The organism is Halopseudomonas sp. 4NH20-0008 (assembly GCF_057548395.1).
Genome location: NZ_BAAJMD010000001.1, coordinates 63,946 through 84,592, shown reverse-complemented (window position 1 = coordinate 84,592; position 20,647 = coordinate 63,946). Strand labels below are relative to the sequence as shown.

The window sequence follows — 20,647 nt, the reverse complement described above, 5'->3', positions numbered from 1 at the left end:
ATTAAACCACGGCACCCAGCTGGAAAATGGGCAGGTACATGGCAATAATCAGGCCGCCAACCAGAACACCCAATACCGACATGATCATGGGTTCAAGCAGGGTGGTCAGGTTGTCGACCGCATTATCCACTTCAGCCTCATAGTAGTCAGCTACCTTGTCGAGCATACCGTCGAGGTTACCGGATTCTTCACCAATGCCGGCCATTTGCACGGCCAGTGAAGGAAATACGTTGGTGGTCCGCATGGAAAAGTTCAGCTGCGAGCCGGCCGAAACATCTTCCTTGATCTGCATCACGGCGTTGTAGAACACCACGTTACCGGCTGCTCCAGCGACTGAGTCGAGGGCATCTACAAGAGGCACACCGGCTGCAAAGGTGGTTGACAAAGTGCGAGAGTAGCGAGCAATTGCGGCTTTATAGACGATATCGCCAATAATGGGTGCCTTGAGCAGGGCGCGGTCTTCAGCATCGCGAAACGTTTTTGATTTTAGGCGAGCTTTGCCATAGGCAAACCCGATGACGATAATCATGACTAAAATTACAAACCACCAGCTTTGCATCCATTCAGACAAACCGATGACAAAAAGGGTAAATGCAGGTAAATCTGCACCGAAGTTGGCGAAGACATCAACAAAGGCAGGAACAACCTTTAAAAGCATAATCGCTGTGACGATAATCGCAACGACAAGCACGGAGATAGGATAGGTCATGGCCTTTTTGATTTTGGCCTTCAATGCTTCGGTCTTTTCCTTGTAGGTAGCGATACGATCCAACAGTGATTCTAGCTTACCAGACTGCTCACCGGACTCGACCAAGTTGCAGAAAAGATCATCGAAGTACTTGGGGTGCTTGCGCATCGAGTCTGCCAGAGTATTACCGGCGGCTACATCGGTTTTGATTTCATTGACCAGCTTGACCAGATTAGGGTTTTCAGTTCCCTCGGCAATAATGTCAAAGGCCTGAATAATAGGTACGCCCGAGGCCATCATGGTGGCCAGCTGACGGGTAAAAAAGGCAATATCAAGGGGTTTGATTTTTTTGCCCTTACTACTAAACAGGGTCGATTTTTTCTGAATCTTGGTGACCAGTACGCCCTGCTTGCGCAGTTGCGCTTTGACCAGCGCGGCATTGGTGCCCTGGATTTCTCCCGCGACCTTGGTGCCTTTACGGTCTTTACCTTCCCATTTGAACGGGACGGTGTTTTCGACCTTGGTCTTTTTCGCCGCTACCGGCTTTCTTGCTGCTGTCTGTTGCGCCATGACTTAATCCTTGGTCACTCGGTTGACTTCCGCCAGGCTGGTCACGCCTTGCTCGACCTTCTGGAGGGCGGACTGTCGCAAATTGTGGAAGCCTTCGCTCTGGGCGACATCGGAGATCTCGATGGAGTTGCCGTCTTCCATGATAATACGCTGCATAGCCGGGGTGATTTTAACCACCTCATAGATGCCCACTCGTCCTTTATAACCGTCCTTGCAGTTTTCGCAACCCACAGGGCCATAAATTGTGATGCCGGCAGCGATTTTTTCCGGGCTGAAGCCTTCTTCCGCCAGAACCTCTTTTGGAACCTCAATGGTCTTTTTGCAATTCTTGCACAGGCGTCGCGCCAGGCGCTGGGCAATAATCAGGTTCACCGAGGTGGCAATGTTGAAAGAGGGTACGCCCATATTGCGCAGGCGTGTCAGGGTTTCTGCGGCGCTGTTGGTGTGCAGGGTAGAGAGCACCATATGTCCGGTCTGGGCGGCCTTGATGGCGATTTCCGCTGTTTCCAGATCGCGAATCTCGCCAACCATGATGATATCCGGATCCTGACGCAGAAAGGCGCGCAATGCCTGGGCAAAATCCAGCCCTTGCTTGGGTTTGACGTTGACCTGGTTGACACCCTCCAGGTTGATTTCAACCGGGTCTTCAGCCGTGGAGATATTGCGCTCCATGGTGTTGAGAATATTCAGGCCGGTATAAAGTGAAACGGTTTTGCCTGAGCCGGTCGGCCCGGTGACCAGGATCATGCCTTGTGGTTTGGCCAAGGCGCTGAGATACATCTCTTTCTGGTCTTCTTCGTAGCCCAGGGCGTCGATACCCATTTTGGCGCTGTCTGAATCCAGAATACGCAGTACGACTTTCTCGCCCCAGAGTGTGGGCAGGGTGTTGACGCGGAAGTCGATGGCCTTGTTCTTGGAGATTTTCATCTTGATGCGGCCGTCCTGCGGCTTGCGCCGCTCGGCCATATCCATGGCCGACATCACCTTGAGGCGGGCGGCGATGCGCACACCCAGCTGCACAGGAGGCTTGGCCACCTCATGCAAGATGCCGTCTGTACGAAAACGCACGCGATACATTTTTTCAAAGGGCTCAAAATGCAAGTCCGATGAGCCCATGCGCACGGCATCCAACAGCATCTTGTTGACGAAGCGGACAATGGGTGCGTCATCTGCATCACCACCACTTTCTGCTTTGTCATCGTCCTTGACTGCCTGCACATCCAGCTCATCCAGGGCATCATCGCCCATATCACCAAATCCGGCGGTTGAACTGTCGAGGAACTTTTCGATGGCGGCCTGCAGCTTGTCGTCTTCGACTATAACTGCATCGGTCATCAGGCCGGTGTTGAACTGTACATCGCTCAGGGCTTGCTGGTTGGTCGGATCAGAGATGCCCAAGAACAAACGGGTACCGCGTTTGAACAGCGGCAGTGCATTGTGCTGGCGTATCAGTTTTTCACTGACCAGGTCGTGGGGTTGTGTGTCCTTGTCAATCGCGGCCAGGTCAAGGTAGGGGTAACCGAACTCCTCGGCACAGAGCATGGCCAGATCACGGGCATTGGCCAGCTTGTGCTGCACCAGATAAGTGATAAAGGGGATCTTGTCCTGGCTGGCCTGCTTGCTGGCCTTGCTGGCCACCTGGGCGTCCAGCAATTGATCCTGAACAATACGCCGGGCCAGCCCGGAGAGCGCGGGGGTATCCATAGGCGGAGAACTGCCTCAATCCGTTATTTTATATAGAGTCGTTGCAGCGACTATAGTACAGGCAGGGCCTGCTGCACACTCCCTCTGGGTAAAAAGGCCGGCTTTGGTAGCTTGTTACGCTGTTTGGTGACAAAAAATGTCAGTCAGTGACCTGTGCTGTCGTTATTCAAGGTAACAATTGAAGCTTTTTTTGGCTGCATACCCTGATTTTTCTGCTTTTATTGACGCTGGCACGCAATGTGCTTTACTCACAACAGCCCTGTGGCTATTTACCTACATACGGAGTTGCACATGAAATCACAAATGCAGAAAGGTTTTACCCTGATCGAACTGATGATCGTTGTAGCCATCATCGGTATTCTGGCGGCCATCGCACTGCCTGCTTATCAGGATTACACTGCTCGCGCCCAAGCAACAGAAGGTCTGTCAGCTACTGCAGGGATTAGAGCTGATGTTGCTGTTGCTACAGCAGAGGCCGGTGGTAACGTCGCTGTTGCAAGCGCCGACACTCAAGCTTCTGCGGCCCTTTTGACTGGTAAGTATTTCCCCTTGGGTGGTGCAACAGTTAGTCCTGCAGGTGCAATCTCGGTTGCTTTCGGCTCTGGTGCACTCCAAGGTCAAACTATGACCATTACACCTCAAGTTGCCAACGGCCAAATCAGTACTTGGACATGTGCTGGCTTGACAAATGGTAGCCATATTCCTTCAGGTTGCCGCTAATCTTTTTGTCTGAGCGTCATCCTTTGGGTGGTTTCTAATAGCGCTCAGCAATTTAAAGATTAAAAACCCCGGTTCGCCGGGGTTTTTTGTGTCTTATGATATTTGGAACGTCCAGTCGGCAATCACCCCTACTGTTATTGGTTGAGAGGAAATACCCTCAAAGTCAGCGCGTCATCCACCCTGTCTTGGTCTTCTGTCCAGTCACGTGTGGTCTCGAACCGATATTCCCAATCACCCCTGGGGTCCCCCGAATACAGGCCGCCCTCAAATGCGCCTATCAAGCTGGGATGCGTTACGCCGTATAGCCCAAAGAGCATCCCTTCGATGTCATACAATGCTGCTGCAGCAGTCTCATCCGGTCGAGCTATCGGGCGGGAGTGAAATTGCCATTCCCCGCTTAGCAGGCCGTGCACCTCTGTATTGGCCTCTGCTGCGGTAACCGGTGAGCCGTAGGCTGCGAGCATCATCAGAGCGGCTGACGGGTTGGCTTCCAGGCCGCCCCCTTCAATGCTGCCGATCATGGGCAGCTCAAAGCTGATATGCACTGAGGGCTCAGGGTTGCGCAGGCCACCGGCAAATAATCCGTCAAGGCGCCCATGCTGGTTGCCACTGAAGTCGCCGTGGAGGTCCAGGTTCAAGGGTGATGGAAAATCCTGGTCATAGTGATCGCGGGTGATGGATGCAGTAAAGCGGGCTTCGCCGGCCAGCGGGTCACTGGAACCTGCGCTCTGCCAGGTGGTCCAGTGGCCGGTACCTGGTTCTGACAGGGCTTGCATCAAGGTGCCTTGTGACAGGGTGATTGACAGGTTGAAGCTGGCGCGTTGCACGTTGTCCCGTCCGGCGGGGCGCACGGCCTGTCCGCTGCGTTGATACTCAAGTGTATAACCCAACTGACGCCATGCTGGGTCAGGATCATGTCCTGTGCTTGCCAGCGTCGCAGAGGGTGGTGTGCTGGCCTGCGGGTCTGACGAGGTATCGCTTTGTTCTGCTCCGCATCCCTGCAGGAGCAAGAGGGTACTTGCAAGTGCGATAAGGGTGCCATACGGGTAGGCGCTTCTGCTCAGTTCCATGTTGGTTGGTCTCCTGGTTGGCAATGTCGATCATCTGCGGTCTGGTGGGTAATCCGCGGTTACAGGGTTTCACGTCATATCACTTACCCAGTCTGTTGGCACCGGGCTGGTTCAAATAGAGCTATTACTCTATTCTGTGCTTTCCAATAATAATATGAGAGAAAACCCATGTCCCTGTCCCCCTCTGCACTCGCTTTGCTGGGTCTTGCCGCCTGGATGCTGATACTGCTTCTGGTCATGGTCAATCAGCGTGGCTTGTTGGTCTTGACTGGCAAAATGGCGGTCAACGGTTTTGCCCCGGATGGCAGTAATACGCCGGCCGGCTTTGGTCAGCGCCTGGTTCGAGCCCATGCCAACTGTGTTGAAAACCTGCCTTGGTTGATGGCGCTGCTGCTTTATGCCCTGGCCACCGATCAGACCGCGTTGACTGACGGGTTGGCACTGGTGCTGCTGGCAGCGCGGGTGTTCCAGTCGGTGATGCATCTGATCAGCACGTCAGCCCTGTTTGTCTGGCTGCGATTTGCCGGCTTTTTGCTGCAGCTGCTGATTGCATTATGGTGGGTGTTACTGTTTGCCGGGCTGGCAGGCTGAGCCCTCCCTCCAGGCAATACTGCTTTCTTTAGGTCTTCCCCTGTCAGCTTGGGTCGGGCTGCACTAGACTGTGTGCATGAGCTCTAGGAGGAGACATGCGCGCACGACCCTGGATACTCTTGCTCTGTGCACTGCTGGCCTTTGGGTGGCTAGTCAGTCAGGAGATTGAACACTCGTTTTATCAATCCTACTTTATCAGCCGATATGCCTCGCAGCTGAATTACGATCGCGTGCAGGGCAGCAGTGCGCGCGTGCATTACCCCGAACAGGGGCCTTTCAACAAGCGCCTCGGTTACACTGCCTTGCCAGCGTTGTTGTCACGCTTGCAGCAAAGTGGCTATGTGATTACCGAACAGACTCAGTTTTCGCCGGGGTTATTGCGGTACAGCGAGCTCGGTTTACACCCACCCTATCCGGAGAAGACCCGTGCTGGTCTGGGTATCCGTGATTGCCGCGCCGAGCCATTGTTTGATTTTCGCTATCCACAGCGGCAATACGCCACCTTTGAGCAGGTGCCGGCCTTGTTGGTTGAGGGATTGTTGTTCATTGAGGATCGGGATTTGCTGAATCCCGAGCATCCTCGGGTCAATCCGGCGGTCAACTGGCTGCGCCTGGCGGGTGCCTCTGTGTCATTGGCCAGTAGTCGTTTCAATGCTGACCGCGCCAGCTATGGTGCCAGCACCCTGGCGACGCAGATCGAGAAATTTCGCCATTCCCGCGAAGGTCGGACCCATGGTCTGCAGGACAAGCTGATTCAGATGGCTTCAGCCAGTGTGCGAGCCTATCGAAACGGGCCAGAGACCTTGCCGGAACGTCAGCGGTTGGTGCTGGATTATTTGAATACGGTGCCCCTGGCCGCGGCTCCCGGGCATGGTGAAGTCAACGGTGTGGGTGATGCACTGTGGGTCTGGTTTGCCACAGACTTTGAGCGCTTCAGTCGGGCTCTGAGGGGGCAAGACGGACTGGCGAATCAGGCTGTTGCCCTGCGCCAGGCCCTGGCGCTGTTGATTGCACAGCGTCGTCCAAGCTATTACCTGTTACAGGGTCGTGCCAATCTTGAGGCGCTGATTGACAGCCATGTGCGTTTGATGAACCGCGACGGCCTGGTTGATTCTGCGTTGCGAGATCAGACATTGGTCAGTCCTTTAGTATTTCGTGACTGGGCCAGCCAGCCATTGCGTGACCGCTTGCCTGCAAATAAAGCGGTAACGGTGGCGCGCAGCCGTCTGGCCGGTTTGCTGGGGCAGACGCAGTACGCTGTGGATCGCTTCGATCTGCAAGCAGACAGTAGCCTGCATGGTGATTTGCAGCAGCAGGTCAGTGCCTACCTGGAAAGCCTGGCTGATCCACAGGTGGCACAGGGGGTGGGGCTGTTTGGTGAGCGCTTGCTGGCCCCGGACAAGGTTGGGCAGGTGCGCTACAGTTTTACTCTGATGCAGCGTGCCGAGGGCGGCAATCAGGTGCGGGTGCAAACCGATAACACCGGTCTGCCCTTCGATCTGAACGAGGGCAGTAAGCTGGAGCTGGGCTCCACCGCCAAATTGCGGGTGCTGGCGACCTACCTCGAGATTATCGCGGAACTGCATAGCCGCTTGCAGGATGATGAAGCGCGGGCGCAAGCGGTTGGCGATGATGCCTTGAGTCAGTGGGCGGCGAACTATCTGCGCAGCAATCCGCAGGCCCCTGTCGAGCAGATGCTTGAGGCGGCGTTGGAGCGCCGCTACTCGGCCAACCCTGACGAGCGTTTCTTTACCGGTGGCGGGGTCCAGCGCTTCAGCAATTTCCGGCGTGAGGATAATGGCCGAAACCCAACCCTGCGTGAGGCCATGCGCGAGTCGATCAATCTGCCCTTTGTGCGCCTGCTGCGGGATATTCTGCGTTACGCCAACAATGCCGCCAGCGTCGATTATCAGGCCTTGATGCGTAATGACGCAGATCCCCTGCGCGAGGCGTATCTGCGTCGTTTTGCCGACCGTGAGGGCACGACCTTTCTGTTGCGTTTCTGGCGCAAGTACGACGGTCTGGATGAGCAGCAGCGGCTGGAGACCTTTCTAACGGGGCTGCGTCCAACCTCGGCGCGGCTGGCGGCGGTGCACCGATACCTGTATCCAGAGGTCGATCGGTCTGCCTTTGATGCCTTTATGCTCAGCCAACCCGGTCAGAATACCTTGAGCGAAGAGCGCTTGCGTGTGCTGTATCGCGATTACGGTCCCGGGCGCTACAGCCTGCCTGATCAGGCCTATATCGCTCGCGTTCACCCGCTGGAATTGTGGCTGCTGGCCTATAAGCTCAATTCGGACCCTGTTGCTGATTTTTCTGCTGCGGTGGCCGCCAGTGAGGCTCAGCGTCAGGAGGTCTATGGCTGGCTGTTCCGTACTCGGCACCGCAGTGCGCGGGATACACGTATTCGCAGCATGCTGGAAGTCGAAGCCTTTTCCGAGGTGCATCGGCGCTGGCAGCGACTGGGTTATCCCTTTGCCCATCTGGTGCCGTCCCTGGGCACGGCGCTGGGGAGTGCCGGTGATCGTCCGGCGGCGCTGGCCGAGTTGATGGGGATCATTCAGAACGGCGGTGTGCGCTATGGCAGCCGGCGTATCAATGATCTGCACTTTGCCGCCGACACGCCCTATGAGGTGCGCCTGCACCGGCAGGATGATGCCGGCCAGCAGGTCATGCATCCGGCGGTAGCGGCAACACTGCGCGCCAGTCTGGCTGATGTGGTCAATAACGGTACGGCAAGGTGATTGCAAGGTGCTTTTGTCAATGTGGATGGAACTGCGCTGGACATCGGCGGCAAGACGGGCACCGGTGATAACCGCATCCACAGCCTGACCAGCGATGGTCGTTCGAGTGCCAGTCAGGTAATGAACCGGACAGCGACTTTTGTGTTCTACCTTGGCCCAGATCACTTCGGCAGCCTGACTGCCTTCGTGCCAGGTCGGACGGCAGATGGATTCAGTTTTACCTCGGCTTTGCCGGTGCAAGTGCTCAAGGGCATGGCGCCGCTGCTGCAGGAGTATCTGAGCAACCCGGCGTTGCGCTGTATGCCTGGTGCTATCGCGTCAGAGCAAGGCGAGCAACTGACGGAGCAAATGGATGGGGGAGAGTAAGCATGACCGAGACCGGCGCGGATCGAACGCCAGCCAGCGTGTTGTTGCTTGACCTGGAGAATTGCCCGCATCACCTGAATAATTTGCCCAGGAGTCTGGAGCACTTTGATCGGGTGATCATCTGTTATGCCCAGCGCGGCCCCAAGGTGCCGCTGGACTGGCTGGTGCCACTGGCCCAAGCGATCAATTCGGAAAAACTGACCATTCACAAGATGGAACAGACCGGCAAGAATGCGGCGGACTTTGGTATCTGTTTTTTTGCCGGTATGTTGATGCATGAGTTGCCGGAGGATGCGCACTTTGTGATTGTCTCCAACGACAGTGATCTGGACCATACCATTGGCCTGCTACGCAGCCAGGGTCGCTCAGCCGAGCGCGTTGGCTCACAGAAGGCGGATGCCGAAAGCGCTGACGAAATGGATGAGTCGGTGCGGCTCTATGCCCAGCATCTGCTGCGCTACAGTCGCAACCGTCCGGCGCGTCAGGACAGCCTGCGTAACAGTGTCAACAACAAGTTCAAGCTGCAGCCGGTCAAGGCGGGGATTGTCTATGAAGCCCTTTTGCGCGTCGGTGCGGTGCGTATCGAGCAGGGTCGCGCGCTATACGACGATGCGGTAATAAGCCAGTTGGCAGACAGCTGATAGCCATGGCAAACGAAGAGCCGGACGGAACCTGAAGGTCCGTCCGGCCTGCTCTGAGTATCATTAAAAACGCATGATAGTGCCTTGTTCCGGGCTGATACTGCCTGTCAGTGTATCCAGATAAGCCTTGGCGATGGCCTGTTCTCCGCGTACTTCATTAACCTTCATCCATTTTGCCACTGAGCCGACCAGCGGCGCCCAGAGCCGGGCGAAACGCTGCATCAATTCGGCATTGCCCAATTCTTTGCCGCGCGTCTCCCAATAGCCGGGGGCGAAGAACACCTCGGCGGCCGGTCCCGGCAATTTCTTGTCACCCCCTCGCTGATCCCAATGGGCGGCGCCCACCAGCGAACTGAAACGCAGGTTATCGGCAAAGTGCTGATGAATGTCCGCCAGTACCTGGCCATTGCCGGCAAAGTCGACCGAAACAGACAATTGATTGGCATCCAGACTGCTGATCGCATCGTAGCTGACAACCTTGTCGTAATAACCCAGTGACTCGACAAAGGCGCAGTTACCGCTGGAGGTCAGTGCGGTGATAGTCAGGGGTTTGCCGCGCTGACTACGCTGGTGCTGGAGCATAAAGGCCAGACCCAGGGCGGTCTTGCTTGAGGCGCTGGTGAGGATGATCTGGTCGGCGCCGAAGAAGGCGTTTTCGGCCAGAAAGTCATCCAGCAAAAAGGAGGTCAGCAGTAACGGGCGCAGCAGCATTTGCAGGGCTTCGTATTGTGGCTGGTAAGCCGGGTCTGTGGCGGTAAACACATACTGGTTGTAGGCCAAGGCCAGATGCGTGCGGTGTGCCGAGGTGTCAACAAAACTGCTCTGGCTGACCCTGCCGGGTAATACACGCAACTGGCTGGCCATGGGCAGGTAACCATAGACCCGACTGCCGACGCTGATCTCAGGGTGGCGCGAGGCACTGACATCGGCAAAGCCCCAGACTGGAATCTGTCCCCAGGGGGCGTCGGCCGGGAAGAAGTCCCAATATTTGAAGCGTTTGCCAAGCGCCGCGTAGGTGATGTTGTTGGCGGTGAAGGCAGCACTATCGACCTTGAGCAAGACTTCACCTTCACTCAGGTCGTCGGCCTGGATATCAGGTAATGCCTGGGTTATGCACTGTTCCAGATTGTTCTGGTCGACAACAAAGCGGCTGCTGGTCATGGTCATGGCCTCCGAGTGGGCTTATGTCAGAGCTCTTATCCTGCCTGAATTCAGCGCCCGGGTCTGTGTTTAATCATGGGCATAATGGTGATTGATAACGGGCGGCGAGATAGTACTGAGATAAAGGTCATAGCCCCCTTATAGCCATTCATCACGCATGCTAGATTGGTCCTGCAACGTACCCTGCTTATGCCCCGGGGAGGGGTGAGTATCATGTCAATGATGGTGTTAGTGCTCTTTGTTGTTGGTCTGGTGTTGCTGGTGGTCGGTGCCGAGCTGCTGGTCAAGGGCGCCGCACGGGTCGCTGCAAGCTTCCGGATTTCGCCGCTGGTGATTGGTCTGACTGTGGTCGCGTTTGGTACCAGTGCGCCGGAAATGGCGGTAAGCGTCAATGCGTCGGTGTCAGGCCAAGGTGATATTGCGCTGGGTAACGTCGTTGGCAGCAATATCTTCAACGTGTTGTTCATTCTCGGTTTGTCCGCCTTGATTGCGCCCTTGGTGGTGTCGCGTCAGTTGATCCGCCTGGATGTGCCGATCATGATCGGCGCCAGTTTTCTGGTTCTGCTTCTGGCCCTTGATGGCCGTCTGGGTCGCCTGGATGGCGCTTTGTTGTTTGTGCTGATTCTTGCGTACACAGCCTTTCTGATCATCAGCAGTCGCCGCGAGAACCAGGCCGACGACTTGCCTGAAGATGAGGCTGCTGCGCCGTTATGGCTTAACGCATTGTGGATAATAATTGGTCTGGTCATGTTGGTACTGGGCGCGCGATGGCTGGTCAATGGTGCGGTCAGTATGGCGCTGAGCTTCGGCGTCTCCGAGCGAGTCGTGGCACTGACCATAGTGGCTGCCGGCACCTCGCTGCCAGAGGTGGCAACCTCGGTCATGGCCAGTATTCGTGGTCAGCGAGATATAGCCGTCGGTAATGTGATCGGCAGTAATATCTTTAACCTTTTAGCGGTGCTGGGTTTGGCTGCACTGGTAGCCCCAGCCGGGGTGGTCGTCAGCGAGGCGGTTTTACGCTTTGACCTGTTGGTCATGTTGGCTGTCGCGATAGCCTGCCTGCCTATTTTTATCAGCGGCATGCGTATCGGTCGCTGGGAGGCTTTGTTATTTCTCGGCTACTTCATGCTCTACACCTTGCATGTAGTGACCAGCGGCACAGCCAATAGTCTGCCTGGGCTGGGCAGTGCCGTGGTCTTTTACCTGCTGCCGTTAACGGCCGTTACCCTGGTGTTGATTCTGCTGCGTGACCGGCTGCGCAACGCGTCGGGTAAAAGCTGAGCACCTCTCGCGCGCACTTGCACCCCTTGCTTATTAATTGGTGCGCTTTTTTGGTGCATTGATTGGTCTGCAAGGGGTTTTTGGATTCGTTCAAACAGGTTTTCATCATACCTTTGCTCTTCGCTGCGCCGTGCATTGTAGAGCGGCTGCCCGGTGTTAGCTGGGTCACATCCTGTGGTTCTGACATAAAAAATATCTGATTTCGTGACCTATTGGTCATATAATTGCATTATTAATTTGTGTCTCAAGCTCGGGATGGCGTGATATGCCGTCGGCTTTGTGCAATGCCTGATTTTATTGCTGTGTGACCTTGATCAGGGTCAATACACATCGATCTTTAAGAGGCAATCATAGCCTTTGTTCATGCTGCCTGACTCTACACCCACCTTGGCGAACGAGGACTGTTCCAATGAAACAACTGACGCCCATGGATTCGCATTTCTACTATTTTGAAAGCCCCAATCAGCCGATGATGATCGGCAGTCTGTGGCTCTGTGACCAGAGCACGGCACCCGGTGGGCTGGTTCGCCACAAGGACATTCTTCAATACGTCGGGGACCGTCTGAATACCACCTCGTATTTCCGTCGCCGCCTCGAGCAGGCCCCTTTCCAGCTGGATGATCCGTACTGGCTGGATGATGAAAACTTTGACCTTGAATACCATGTGCGCCACGTTGGGCTGCCGCAGCCCGGCGACTGGCGGCAGCTGTGCATTTTTACCGCGCGGACCATGTCGCGCAGCGTGGATATGGAGCGCGCGCCCTGGGAAATCTACATTATCGAGGGGGTCAACAATGTCGAAGGGGTCCCGCCCGGTAGTTTCGCGGTACTGATTCGCTTCCATCATGCCTATGTTGATGGCAAGGCGGGTCTCGAGCTGACCACGGCCCTTTGGGAGGATACCTTCTCCCATGAGTATGGTCGCCGTGACCGGGTTGAAGTGGCCGAGCGGGCACCAACCCGTTTGGAAATGTGGGCCCGCACTGCGCCGCGCATGATGGGTCAGGCACTGCGTACGCTGAAGGCGGGCGCGGTATTTTCGCGCAAAAGCATCGAGTTGGCGCGGCGCCTGCGTTCTGATGCCAAGCCGGATCAGAAGCGGGTGCCCAATACCATTTTCAATACGGCTATTACTCCGCACCGATCCTATGGCGTGCATATCTGGAATATCAGCGATCTGAAGCGCATGCGTGTGTTGAGTCCGGGGTCCAGTATGAATGATGTGATCATCGCCATCATTGCCGGTGGACTTCGTCGCTACCTGAGTTTCCACAAGCAACTGCCTGCCGAGTCACTTGTCTCCATGTGCCCGGTGTCGATTCGTCCGGATGAGGCGCGCAAGGACTGCGGTAATCTGATATCCGCGATGTACATCGGTATCGGTACGGATCTTGAGGATCCGGTCGAGCGTCTGATTGCCGTTCATCGGCGCACCGAACGCGGCATTCCGCTGGCCAAGGAAGTGCTTTGCGACCTGACCAATGCCGCAGGCGATATGGTGCCGGCCTACATGCGCGCCCTTGGCGCCTGGGCACAGAACAAGTCGCGTCTGGCTGGTCGTTTCCCGCTGATTAATACCGTGACCACCAACGTACCGGGTATTCCGGGTATGGCGCCGAAGTATTTTGCCGGTGCCAAGGTCAATCAGGTGTTCCCGCTGGTACCGATCTCCGATGGTGTGGCGATCAGTCATGGCATGACGGGTATTTACGACAAGTTGAATGTCGGCGTATTGGCGGACCGCAAGGTGATGCCGGATATGGATAGGTATATCGGCTTTCTTGAGGAGTCTACGCAGGAGTTTCTGACCCTGGTAGAGGCCTATGAGCAAGCCATGCGTCAGTCCGCCGAGCGCGAGAGCAGCAAAGCGTTGCCCGCTGCCGAAGAGAAAAAAGGGGATGTCGCAAGCAAGCCGGTGGCGAAAAAACCGGCGCGCAGCAGTGCAGCCGCCAAACGCAAGGTATCTTCAGGTCCAGCAAGTGCCAAAGCAGCAGTGCAGAGCGACAAGCTGGCAGCTGCAGAGCCGGCAGCAAACAGTGAGGCGCAGTTTGCCGTGGTGCCAACGAGCAAAGGCTGAGGCAAGAGGAATCATCCCGGGCGTTCTTCGGAGCGCCCCTGACATATCGAGGTTGTCATGAAACTTTTTCAGCGAAATCAGACCAAGCAGTTACTCCGGGACATGGAAGAGGCGGAGTGTTACGAAGACTGGGCCGAACTGGCCTCAGCCTACGATCATGAGAACGGTCTGGATGACTGGAAGCAGAATGACGCCTGTGAGAGTTATGATTATCGGGCAATCCGAACCCGGCTGGATCGCATCCGTGACTTGCGATTTCGCCGCGAGTACCACGATCTGCTGTTTGTCCTGAATGAGGGTATTCACGGCAATCTTGGCGGTATGGGCAAACCCTCGCTGTACAACAAGGCCAAGCTGGGCACCAAGAATCTGATCAGTCAGTACATCAAGGAAATCTGTGGTGCCTTGAATGACTTGAATGAAGTGGATGAGAGCATCATTTCACTGGAGGAAAAACAGGACTTTTTCCTGCGCGCCAGCCATTGCTATGGTCGCTCGGCCTTGATGCTCAGTGGTGGTGCGGTGCTCGGTTTTTTCCATGCGGGTGTATTGAAGGCCCTGTTCGATCAGGGCCTGTTGCCGGAAATCATTTCCGGCTCCAGTGCCGGCTCCATTCTGGCGGCTACTGCCTGTACCCATCCGGACGAAGAGTTGCGTGAACGCTTGAGCCTGGATGCGCTGCACCATGAAGCGGACGTGGCCGAGAAGATCCGTCCGACTCTGTCGCTGTTTGGTAACGGTCACCCGCGCATGGATGCCGATAACCTGCGCGATTATCTGACCAAGATCATTCCGGATATTACTTTTCAAGAGGCCTTTGAGCTGACAGGCCGCAAGCTGAATATTACAGTGACCGGGCTGTCTCCCAAGCAAGCGCCTCGCCTGCTGAATGCGGTCACTTCGCCAAACGTATTGATTCACTCGGCGGTCATGGCCTCCTGCGCCATCTATGGCATTTATCCGCCGGTGACCCTGATGTGCCGCAATGCCAAGGGTGAAACCGTGCCCTATCTGCCTGATCTGAAGTGGATTGATGGCTCTTTTGCTGACGATCTGCCGGCCAAACGCCTGGCGCGACTGTTCGGCGTCAATCACTTTATTTCAAGCATGACCAACCCGGCGGCGCTGGCCATTACGCCGGATCCGGATGCGCAGCCCAATCCGTTGCGCACGCTGTATAACTATCAGATGCGTTTTCTGAAGATCACCACGGCCGAAGCCATGCGCTTCAGTCGCGACAATATCCGCATCAAGTCGCCGGTGATCAGTCTGATGCAGCATTTGACATACGGTGTACTGCGCCAGGAATATACGGCCGACATCAATATCTTCCTGCGCAATCGCTGGGACCACCCCCTGCGTTTGCTGGCGCCTCCCTCACGTGAAGCCATGCACCGTCTGTTGCACGAGGGCGAGCGGGCGACCTGGGAGAAGATCGAGATGGTCCGTAACTGCACCGCCATCAGCTGCACGCTGGACAACATTGTCCATGGTCGTGGTTGGGAGAAATAGCACAGACCGGGATGGCTGTTCGGCGCCGCTCAGGCGTCTGACAGCTGCCCAGGCTGTTATCTTTGATCTGCGCTTCCAATGCGCAGCGGTGGGACGCACAATGACGGCTGACCCGTTTTGTGATCATGCCCATGACCTCTGATGACCTGCCCCTGTCTAGCCGCCATATTGCGCTGCCGGAAAGCCGTGAACTCGATCTGTTTGCCGATATGCTGATCAAGCGTGGCGCCACCGTGCTGCGCTGCCCGTTGGTTTCCATCCATGATGCGCCAGACCAACAGCCGGTTCTGGCCTGGTTGCAGCGCTTTATAGAACAGCCTGTGGATGATCTGATTCTGTTGACGGGTGAGGGATTGCGGCGTCTGCTGGGTACTGCCGAACGCGCTGGTGGCCCGCTCAAGCCGGATTTTATTGCTCGCTTGTCGCAAGTACGCAAGCTGACCCGCGGACCCAAACCGGGTGCGGCTCTGCGCACCATTGGCCTCAAGGCTGATCTTGTTGCTCTGGAACCCACCACCGAGGGCGTGATACGTACTCTGCAAAGTGAAAATCTGCAGGGCCGCAAAATAGCGGTGCAGTTGTATGGCACCGAGCCAAACCATCTTTTGGTGGACTTTCTCACTGCCGCTGGCGCCGAGGTTGATTGTGTGGCGCCCTATGTGTATGCCGATGATGTCGAGGACGCTCAGGTTGAAGCGCTGGTGGCCAGCGTGCTGGGCCAGAGTCTGGATGCCATTGCCTTCACCAGCGCGACACAGGTCAGACGGCTGTTCCAGATTGGCAAGCGTGTCTGTGGCGAGCCCGCATTGGTAACGGCGTTGGGCAGGTTGTGTGTGGCCGCCGTGGGGCCCGTGGTAGCGGATGAGTTGCGGGCGCGTGGCGTGCAGGTAGATCTGATGCCGGAGTCGAGCTTCTTCATGAAGCCTTTGGTCCGTGAGTTGGTCAGGGCGTTTGGCCGGCCTGGCGCTGAAGATAGCGATTCAGACCAGGATGCCAACGGCTAGACCACCGTCTGGTAGGAGCGCCGGCCCCGCCGCGAAGAGGTTCTTCGCGGTCAGGCGACCGCTCCTACCTGGTTGGCCGAAGTACAGCCCGGCCACGGGGATACTGCGCGGAGATTGGGGGATGAACCTTTACCTGGGAGTGTCGAGTTCCATCTCGACACGCTGAGTCAGCCGCTGCGCTTTGGGCCGAGGTGGAACTCAGTGCCTCCCGGGGGCGTTTAATCCAGCACCCTATTCAGGCAGCTTTGCCATGGCCGGCCATTTGTCTGCCCAGGGTTGTGCCTGTTCCAGTTGGCTGGCCAGTTGCAGTAGCCTGGCTTCACTGCCGCTCGGGCCACAGAGTTGCACGCCCAACGGCAGACCATCGGCGGTCCAGTACAGCGGTACGCTCATGGCCGGTGTGCCGGTCAGGTTGGCCAATTGGGTAAAGGGCACATAGGTCAGGTTTTTGCGCGCCATGTCGCTGGCCATGTTATCCAGTGCACCCCAGCGTGCCAGCAGCGGCAGAATGCCGGTATTCAGCAGCCAACCCAAGAGCTTTTCCTGCTGCGCCGGCAGGTTGCCGCGTTCATGGCGAATCGGCGGATGCGCCAGGGTCGGGGTCAGGAACAGGTCATGTTGTTGGTAAAAGTTGCCCAAGGCCTGGCTGAACAGATTCCACTGGCGGTGACTGTTGATGTAGGTAGCGCTGTCCATGGCGCGGCCAAAGGCGGCCAGCGTGCGGGTCAATAGTTCAAACTCGTCATCTCGGGCACCCATCTCGCGGGCCTGATCCAGGGTAGCCGCGACCTGGCCGAAGTACATATTCAGGTAACAGCGCGCCAGCGCCTGGCCGTCATAGTCGGGCTCGGCTTCAACCAGCTCATGGCCCAATGAACGCAGCAGCGCAACAGCGCTTTCCAGCGCTTTGATTGCCTCTGGATGCACCGGCGTATCAACCGGTGATCGGGCGCTGTAGCCGATACGCAATACGCCCGGAGGGCGTTGCGCGAGTTGACGAAAACTGTCCTCGGGGCCGGCAATAACAAAGGGGTCGCCCGGATTGGCCCCGGAGAGCAGATCCAGGGCCAATGCGGCGTCACGTACTGAGCGGGTAAGCACTAGGTCACTGGATGCGCCTTCCCAGATTTCGCCATGCGCCGGACCGACCGAGACGCGTCCGCGACTGGGTCGCAGGCCAAACAGACCGCAGCAGGCGGCGGGGATACGGATCGACCCACCCCCGTCGTTTGCGCCAGCCATGGGGACCATGCCGGCGGCGACCGCTGCCGCCGATCCGCCACTGGAGCCACCGGTGGTATGGGCGGTGTTCCAGGGGTTGCGGCTGGGGCCAAAAGCCTGAGGGTCGGTGACGCCCTTGAGGGCCAGCTCCGGGGTATTGGTCTTGCCCATGATCACCGCACCGGCATCCAGCAGGCGTTGCACGATATGCGAGTGGCGCTGCGCCGGAATCCGGCTGAAGACCTTGCTGCCGGCCCCTGTGGGTAGACCAGCATAGTCCTGAATAGCATCCTTGATCAGCAGAGGGACACCCGCCAGCGGTCCAATGAGTGGCTGTTTGATGCGTTCACGCGCGATCTCGAACATCGGCTGACATACGGCGTTCAGTTGGGGGTTTAGCCGATGGTACTGGCTGATGGCATGGTCAAGCAGCTCACTGGCACTGGTCTCGCCAGAGGCAACATGTGCAGCCAGAGCAGTCGCGTCACTGCGCTGATAGTCATTAAGGCTGAGGGTCATGCGGGGCAGTCCTTATTGTTGGTCTTGTTTGGCTGAGTAAATACTCTAATCCAATTGCTGAGCCTGAACCAGCGGCTATCCAAGCTTTGCCCCTTGTCACATTGCATTGGCAGGGCAACAATACCCGTCTTACCCGCCCCATCAAGGATGTTTGATGACCAAGAATACCGAGGCACTGAAGCTCAAGCCCGAGCAACTGACCATGCCCATCGATCTGGACAGCCTGGGCTTCACTACGACGGATGAGCTTGAGCCCTTTCGCGGTATTCTCGGGCAGGACCGTGCGGTCCAGGCCATGCAGTTTGGTGTGGCCATGCACCGGCCGGGTTACAACGTGTTTGTCATGGGTGAACCTGGCACCGGTCGTTTTTCCTATGTGATGCGTTACCTCAAGGCCGAGGCCAAGCGCCAGATCACTCCGCAGGATTATGTTTACGTCAATCACTTTGAGGAACCGCGCGAACCCAAGGTGTTAGGTTTGTCACCGGGTACGGCGGGCAGCCTGCTGGCGGATATTGAAAAGCTGATTGACAATCTGATGGCCACCTTTCCTGCGGTGTTCGAGCACCCGGCCTTCCAGCAGAAGAAAAGCGCTATCGACCGCGGTTTCAATCAGCGTTATGACCGCGCCATAGACTCGGTCGAGCGCAAGGCACTGGAAAAGAATATCGCCGTCTACCGCGATGCCCAGAATATTGCCTTTACCCCGATGAAGGAAGGCAAGGCGCTGGATGAAGCAGAGTTTGCGCAACTGCCAGAGGATGAGCGTGAGCGTTTCCATGTGGATATTGCCGTGCTCGAAGAATTTCTGAATGAAGCGCTGTCGAGCTTGCCGCAATGGAAGCGTGAAACCGGCAACCAGATGCGCGAACTCAATGATCAGACCATCACTGAGGCTATCCAACCGATCCTTGAGCCCTTGTTTGAACGTTACAGTGGTAACCAGGGCGTCTGTGATTATCTTGAGGCCGTACGAAACAATCTTTTGAAGACGGTAGTTGATCAACTGGTAGATGAGCGTCTGCTGGAACAGCGTCCTGATGCCTACAGAAAGCAGTTGTTGACCGAGCAATACGCGCCGAGCTTGGTTGTGGGGCACCCTGACAGCGGTGGTGCGCCGGTGGTACACGAACCGCATCCGTCCTATGACAACCTGTTCGGACGTATTGAATACAGCTCCGAACAGGGTGCGCTGGTGACCAGTTATCGGCATATCCGCCCCGGTGCGCTGCACCGAGCCAATGGTGGCTATCTGGTATTGGAAGCAGAAAAGCTGCTTGGTGAGCCCTTTGTCTGGGAGGCGCTGAAACGCGCCTTGCATTCACGTGAACTGAAAATGGAATCGCCCTGGGCCGATATGGGTCGATTGACTACGGTGACACTGAACCCGGAGGTTATTCCGCTGGCGGTCAAGGTGGTGATCATCGGTTCGCGCAATCTGTATTACACCTTGCAGGATCTGGATCCGGACTTTCAGGAAATGTTCCGTGTTCTGGTCGACTTCGATGAGGATCTGCCGCGTACCGCAGACAGCATAGAGGGTATGGCGCAGCTGTTGAAAACCCGTACCTCCGAAGAGGGGCTGGCGCCCCTGACCGCAGCAGCAGTGGCTCGGGTACTGACCCACAGTGCCCGCCTGGCCGAGCATCAGCAGCGGCTGTCGGCGCGTATCAGTGATATTTTCCAGTTGGTTGCCGAGGCGGACTTTACCCGCCAATTGGCGGGTGATGCGCTGATTGATACGGCGCATATCGAGCGCGCCTTGTTGGCCAAGGAAGCGCGTACCGGACGCGTCAGTTCTCGCATCCGCGAGGACATGCTGTCCGGCGTTATCCTGATTGATACCCAGGGAGCCGAAGTCGGAAAATGTAATGGTCTGACCGTGCTTGAGGTGGGCGATTCCGTGTTTGGCGTGCCGGCCCGGATCAGCGCCACGGTATATCCCGGTGGCAGCGGCATTGTCGATATCGAGCGCGAGGTTAATCTGGGGCAGCCAATCCACTCCAAGGGTGTGATGATTCTTACGGGTTATCTTGGCAGCCGCTACGCGCAAAATTTCCCGTTGGAAATTTCCGCCAGCATCGCCCTTGAGCAGTCCTATGGTTATGTCGATGGCGACAGTGCCTCACTGGGTGAAGTCTGTGCGCTGATTTCCGCCCTATCACGTACGCCGCTGAAACAGGGCTTTGCCATTACCGGCTCAATCAACCAGTTTGGTGAAGTACAGGCCGTGGGCGGAGTAAACGAGAAAATCGAGGGCTTTTTCCGCCTGTGTGAGGCGCGTGGCCTGACCGGTGAGCAAGGTGCGATCATTCCGCGCTCGAATGTACCGAATCTGATGCTCGATGGGCGTGTGTTGGATGCAGTGAAATCCGGCCTGTTTAACGTTTATGCGGTCAGTCACGTTGACCAGGCGCTTGGCCTGTTGGCCGACCATGAACCGGGTAGGGCGGATGTGCAGGGCAGTTTCCCCGAGGGTACGATCAATGCGCGGGTCGTGGCGCGGTTACAGGAGATTGCCGAGCGTGATCGTGACGATGAGCCCGAGGCTGCGACCAGTGCGGAAAAAGAATGACTCTGGGGTCTTTTTTGATCAGTTGCTGAGCAGTCCAACGCAGGCCCCGTAGCGAACAGCACAGGGCGATGTTTCCCGCGTTTGCCCACAGAGTTATCCACACTTTTTGTGAGCAAGCTACAGGGCTTCGTCACTGCTGCCCGCTTGTCAAGAGCGTGGGAAGTAAAATAAAAGGCTTTTAATGCTTGACCTTGTATATAGGT

General features: G+C 56.7%; 15 protein-coding genes. 10 read left to right on the top strand and 5 right to left on the bottom strand.

Going from position 1 to position 20,647, the window contains the following annotated elements; all coding sequences use genetic code 11:
- Position 1 precedes the first annotated feature (1 nt).
- Positions 2 to 1,258 (bottom strand): type II secretion system F family protein, encoded by a 1,257-nt coding sequence (locus AC27HQ_RS00325; RefSeq protein ID WP_487153828.1) that lies wholly within the window; start codon positions 1,256 to 1,258, stop codon positions 2 to 4.
- A 3-nt stretch (positions 1,259 to 1,261) separates the two neighbouring features.
- The gene (gene pilB / locus AC27HQ_RS00320) at positions 1,262 to 2,962 is read right to left on the bottom strand and encodes a type IV-A pilus assembly ATPase PilB (RefSeq protein WP_487153827.1); all 1,701 of its coding nucleotides are present in this window, start codon (positions 2,960 to 2,962) and stop codon (positions 1,262 to 1,264) included.
- Between the two features lie 291 nt (positions 2,963 to 3,253).
- Between pilB and AC27HQ_RS00315 the strand changes: the two genes are divergently transcribed.
- Positions 3,254 to 3,682, top strand: a complete 429-nt coding sequence (locus tag AC27HQ_RS00315; RefSeq protein ID WP_487153826.1) for a pilin — start codon at positions 3,254 to 3,256, stop codon at positions 3,680 to 3,682.
- Between the two features lie 134 nt (positions 3,683 to 3,816).
- Here AC27HQ_RS00315 and AC27HQ_RS00310 read toward each other — a convergent pair whose 3' ends face one another.
- Entirely contained in the window at positions 3,817 to 4,752 is a 936-nt protein-coding gene (locus AC27HQ_RS00310; RefSeq protein ID WP_487153825.1) for a hypothetical protein, read from the bottom strand.
- A 168-nt stretch (positions 4,753 to 4,920) separates the two neighbouring features.
- Here AC27HQ_RS00310 and AC27HQ_RS00305 point away from each other — a divergent pair, with 168 nt between their 5' ends.
- The 4 genes from AC27HQ_RS00305 (at position 4,921) to AC27HQ_RS00290 (ending at position 9,094) form a co-directional block, all read left to right on the top strand.
- Positions 4,921 to 5,343 (top strand): MAPEG family protein, encoded by a 423-nt coding sequence (locus AC27HQ_RS00305; protein ID WP_487153824.1) that lies wholly within the window; start codon positions 4,921 to 4,923, stop codon positions 5,341 to 5,343.
- A 95-nt stretch (positions 5,344 to 5,438) separates the two neighbouring features.
- A complete protein-coding gene (locus AC27HQ_RS00300) occupies positions 5,439 to 8,087 on the top strand; it encodes a transglycosylase domain-containing protein (protein WP_487153823.1) in 2,649 nt (882 codons plus the stop codon).
- Between the two features lie 21 nt (positions 8,088 to 8,108).
- The gene (locus AC27HQ_RS00295; protein WP_487153822.1) at positions 8,109 to 8,453 is read left to right on the top strand and encodes a hypothetical protein; all 345 of its coding nucleotides are present in this window, start codon (positions 8,109 to 8,111) and stop codon (positions 8,451 to 8,453) included.
- A gap of 2 nt (positions 8,454 to 8,455) precedes the next feature.
- Positions 8,456 to 9,094 (top strand): PIN domain-containing protein, encoded by a 639-nt coding sequence (locus AC27HQ_RS00290; protein ID WP_487153821.1) that lies wholly within the window; start codon positions 8,456 to 8,458, stop codon positions 9,092 to 9,094.
- Positions 9,095 to 9,157: 63 nt separating this feature from the next.
- On the opposite strand, the gene AC27HQ_RS00285 is transcribed toward AC27HQ_RS00290, so the two are convergent.
- Complete coding sequence (locus tag AC27HQ_RS00285) at positions 9,158 to 10,255, bottom strand: DUF2855 family protein (protein WP_487153820.1); 1,098 nt, start codon at positions 10,253 to 10,255, stop codon at positions 9,158 to 9,160.
- Positions 10,256 to 10,468: 213 nt separating this feature from the next.
- Here AC27HQ_RS00285 and AC27HQ_RS00280 point away from each other — a divergent pair, with 213 nt between their 5' ends.
- From AC27HQ_RS00280 to AC27HQ_RS00265, 4 genes are all read left to right on the top strand, one after another.
- Positions 10,469 to 11,536: a calcium/sodium antiporter gene (locus tag AC27HQ_RS00280; RefSeq protein ID WP_487153819.1), complete on the top strand. Its 1,068-nt coding sequence runs from the start codon at positions 10,469 to 10,471 to the stop codon at positions 11,534 to 11,536.
- Between the two features lie 409 nt (positions 11,537 to 11,945).
- A complete protein-coding gene (locus AC27HQ_RS00275; protein WP_487153818.1) occupies positions 11,946 to 13,613 on the top strand; it encodes a wax ester/triacylglycerol synthase family O-acyltransferase in 1,668 nt (555 codons plus the stop codon).
- 57 nt (positions 13,614 to 13,670) lie between these two features.
- A complete protein-coding gene (locus AC27HQ_RS00270) occupies positions 13,671 to 15,125 on the top strand; it encodes a DUF3336 domain-containing protein (protein WP_487153817.1) in 1,455 nt (484 codons plus the stop codon).
- Positions 15,126 to 15,256: 131 nt separating this feature from the next.
- Positions 15,257 to 16,129, top strand: a complete 873-nt coding sequence (locus tag AC27HQ_RS00265) for a uroporphyrinogen-III synthase (RefSeq protein ID WP_487153816.1) — start codon at positions 15,257 to 15,259, stop codon at positions 16,127 to 16,129.
- A 231-nt stretch (positions 16,130 to 16,360) separates the two neighbouring features.
- Here AC27HQ_RS00265 and AC27HQ_RS00260 read toward each other — a convergent pair whose 3' ends face one another.
- Positions 16,361 to 17,869, bottom strand: coding sequence for an amidase (locus AC27HQ_RS00260; RefSeq protein ID WP_487153815.1), 1,509 nt, complete (start codon positions 17,867 to 17,869; stop codon positions 16,361 to 16,363).
- A 154-nt stretch (positions 17,870 to 18,023) separates the two neighbouring features.
- Between AC27HQ_RS00260 and AC27HQ_RS00255 the strand changes: the two genes are divergently transcribed.
- A complete protein-coding gene (locus AC27HQ_RS00255; protein ID WP_487153814.1) occupies positions 18,024 to 20,444 on the top strand; it encodes a Lon protease family protein in 2,421 nt (806 codons plus the stop codon).
- Positions 20,445 to 20,647 lie beyond the last annotated feature (203 nt).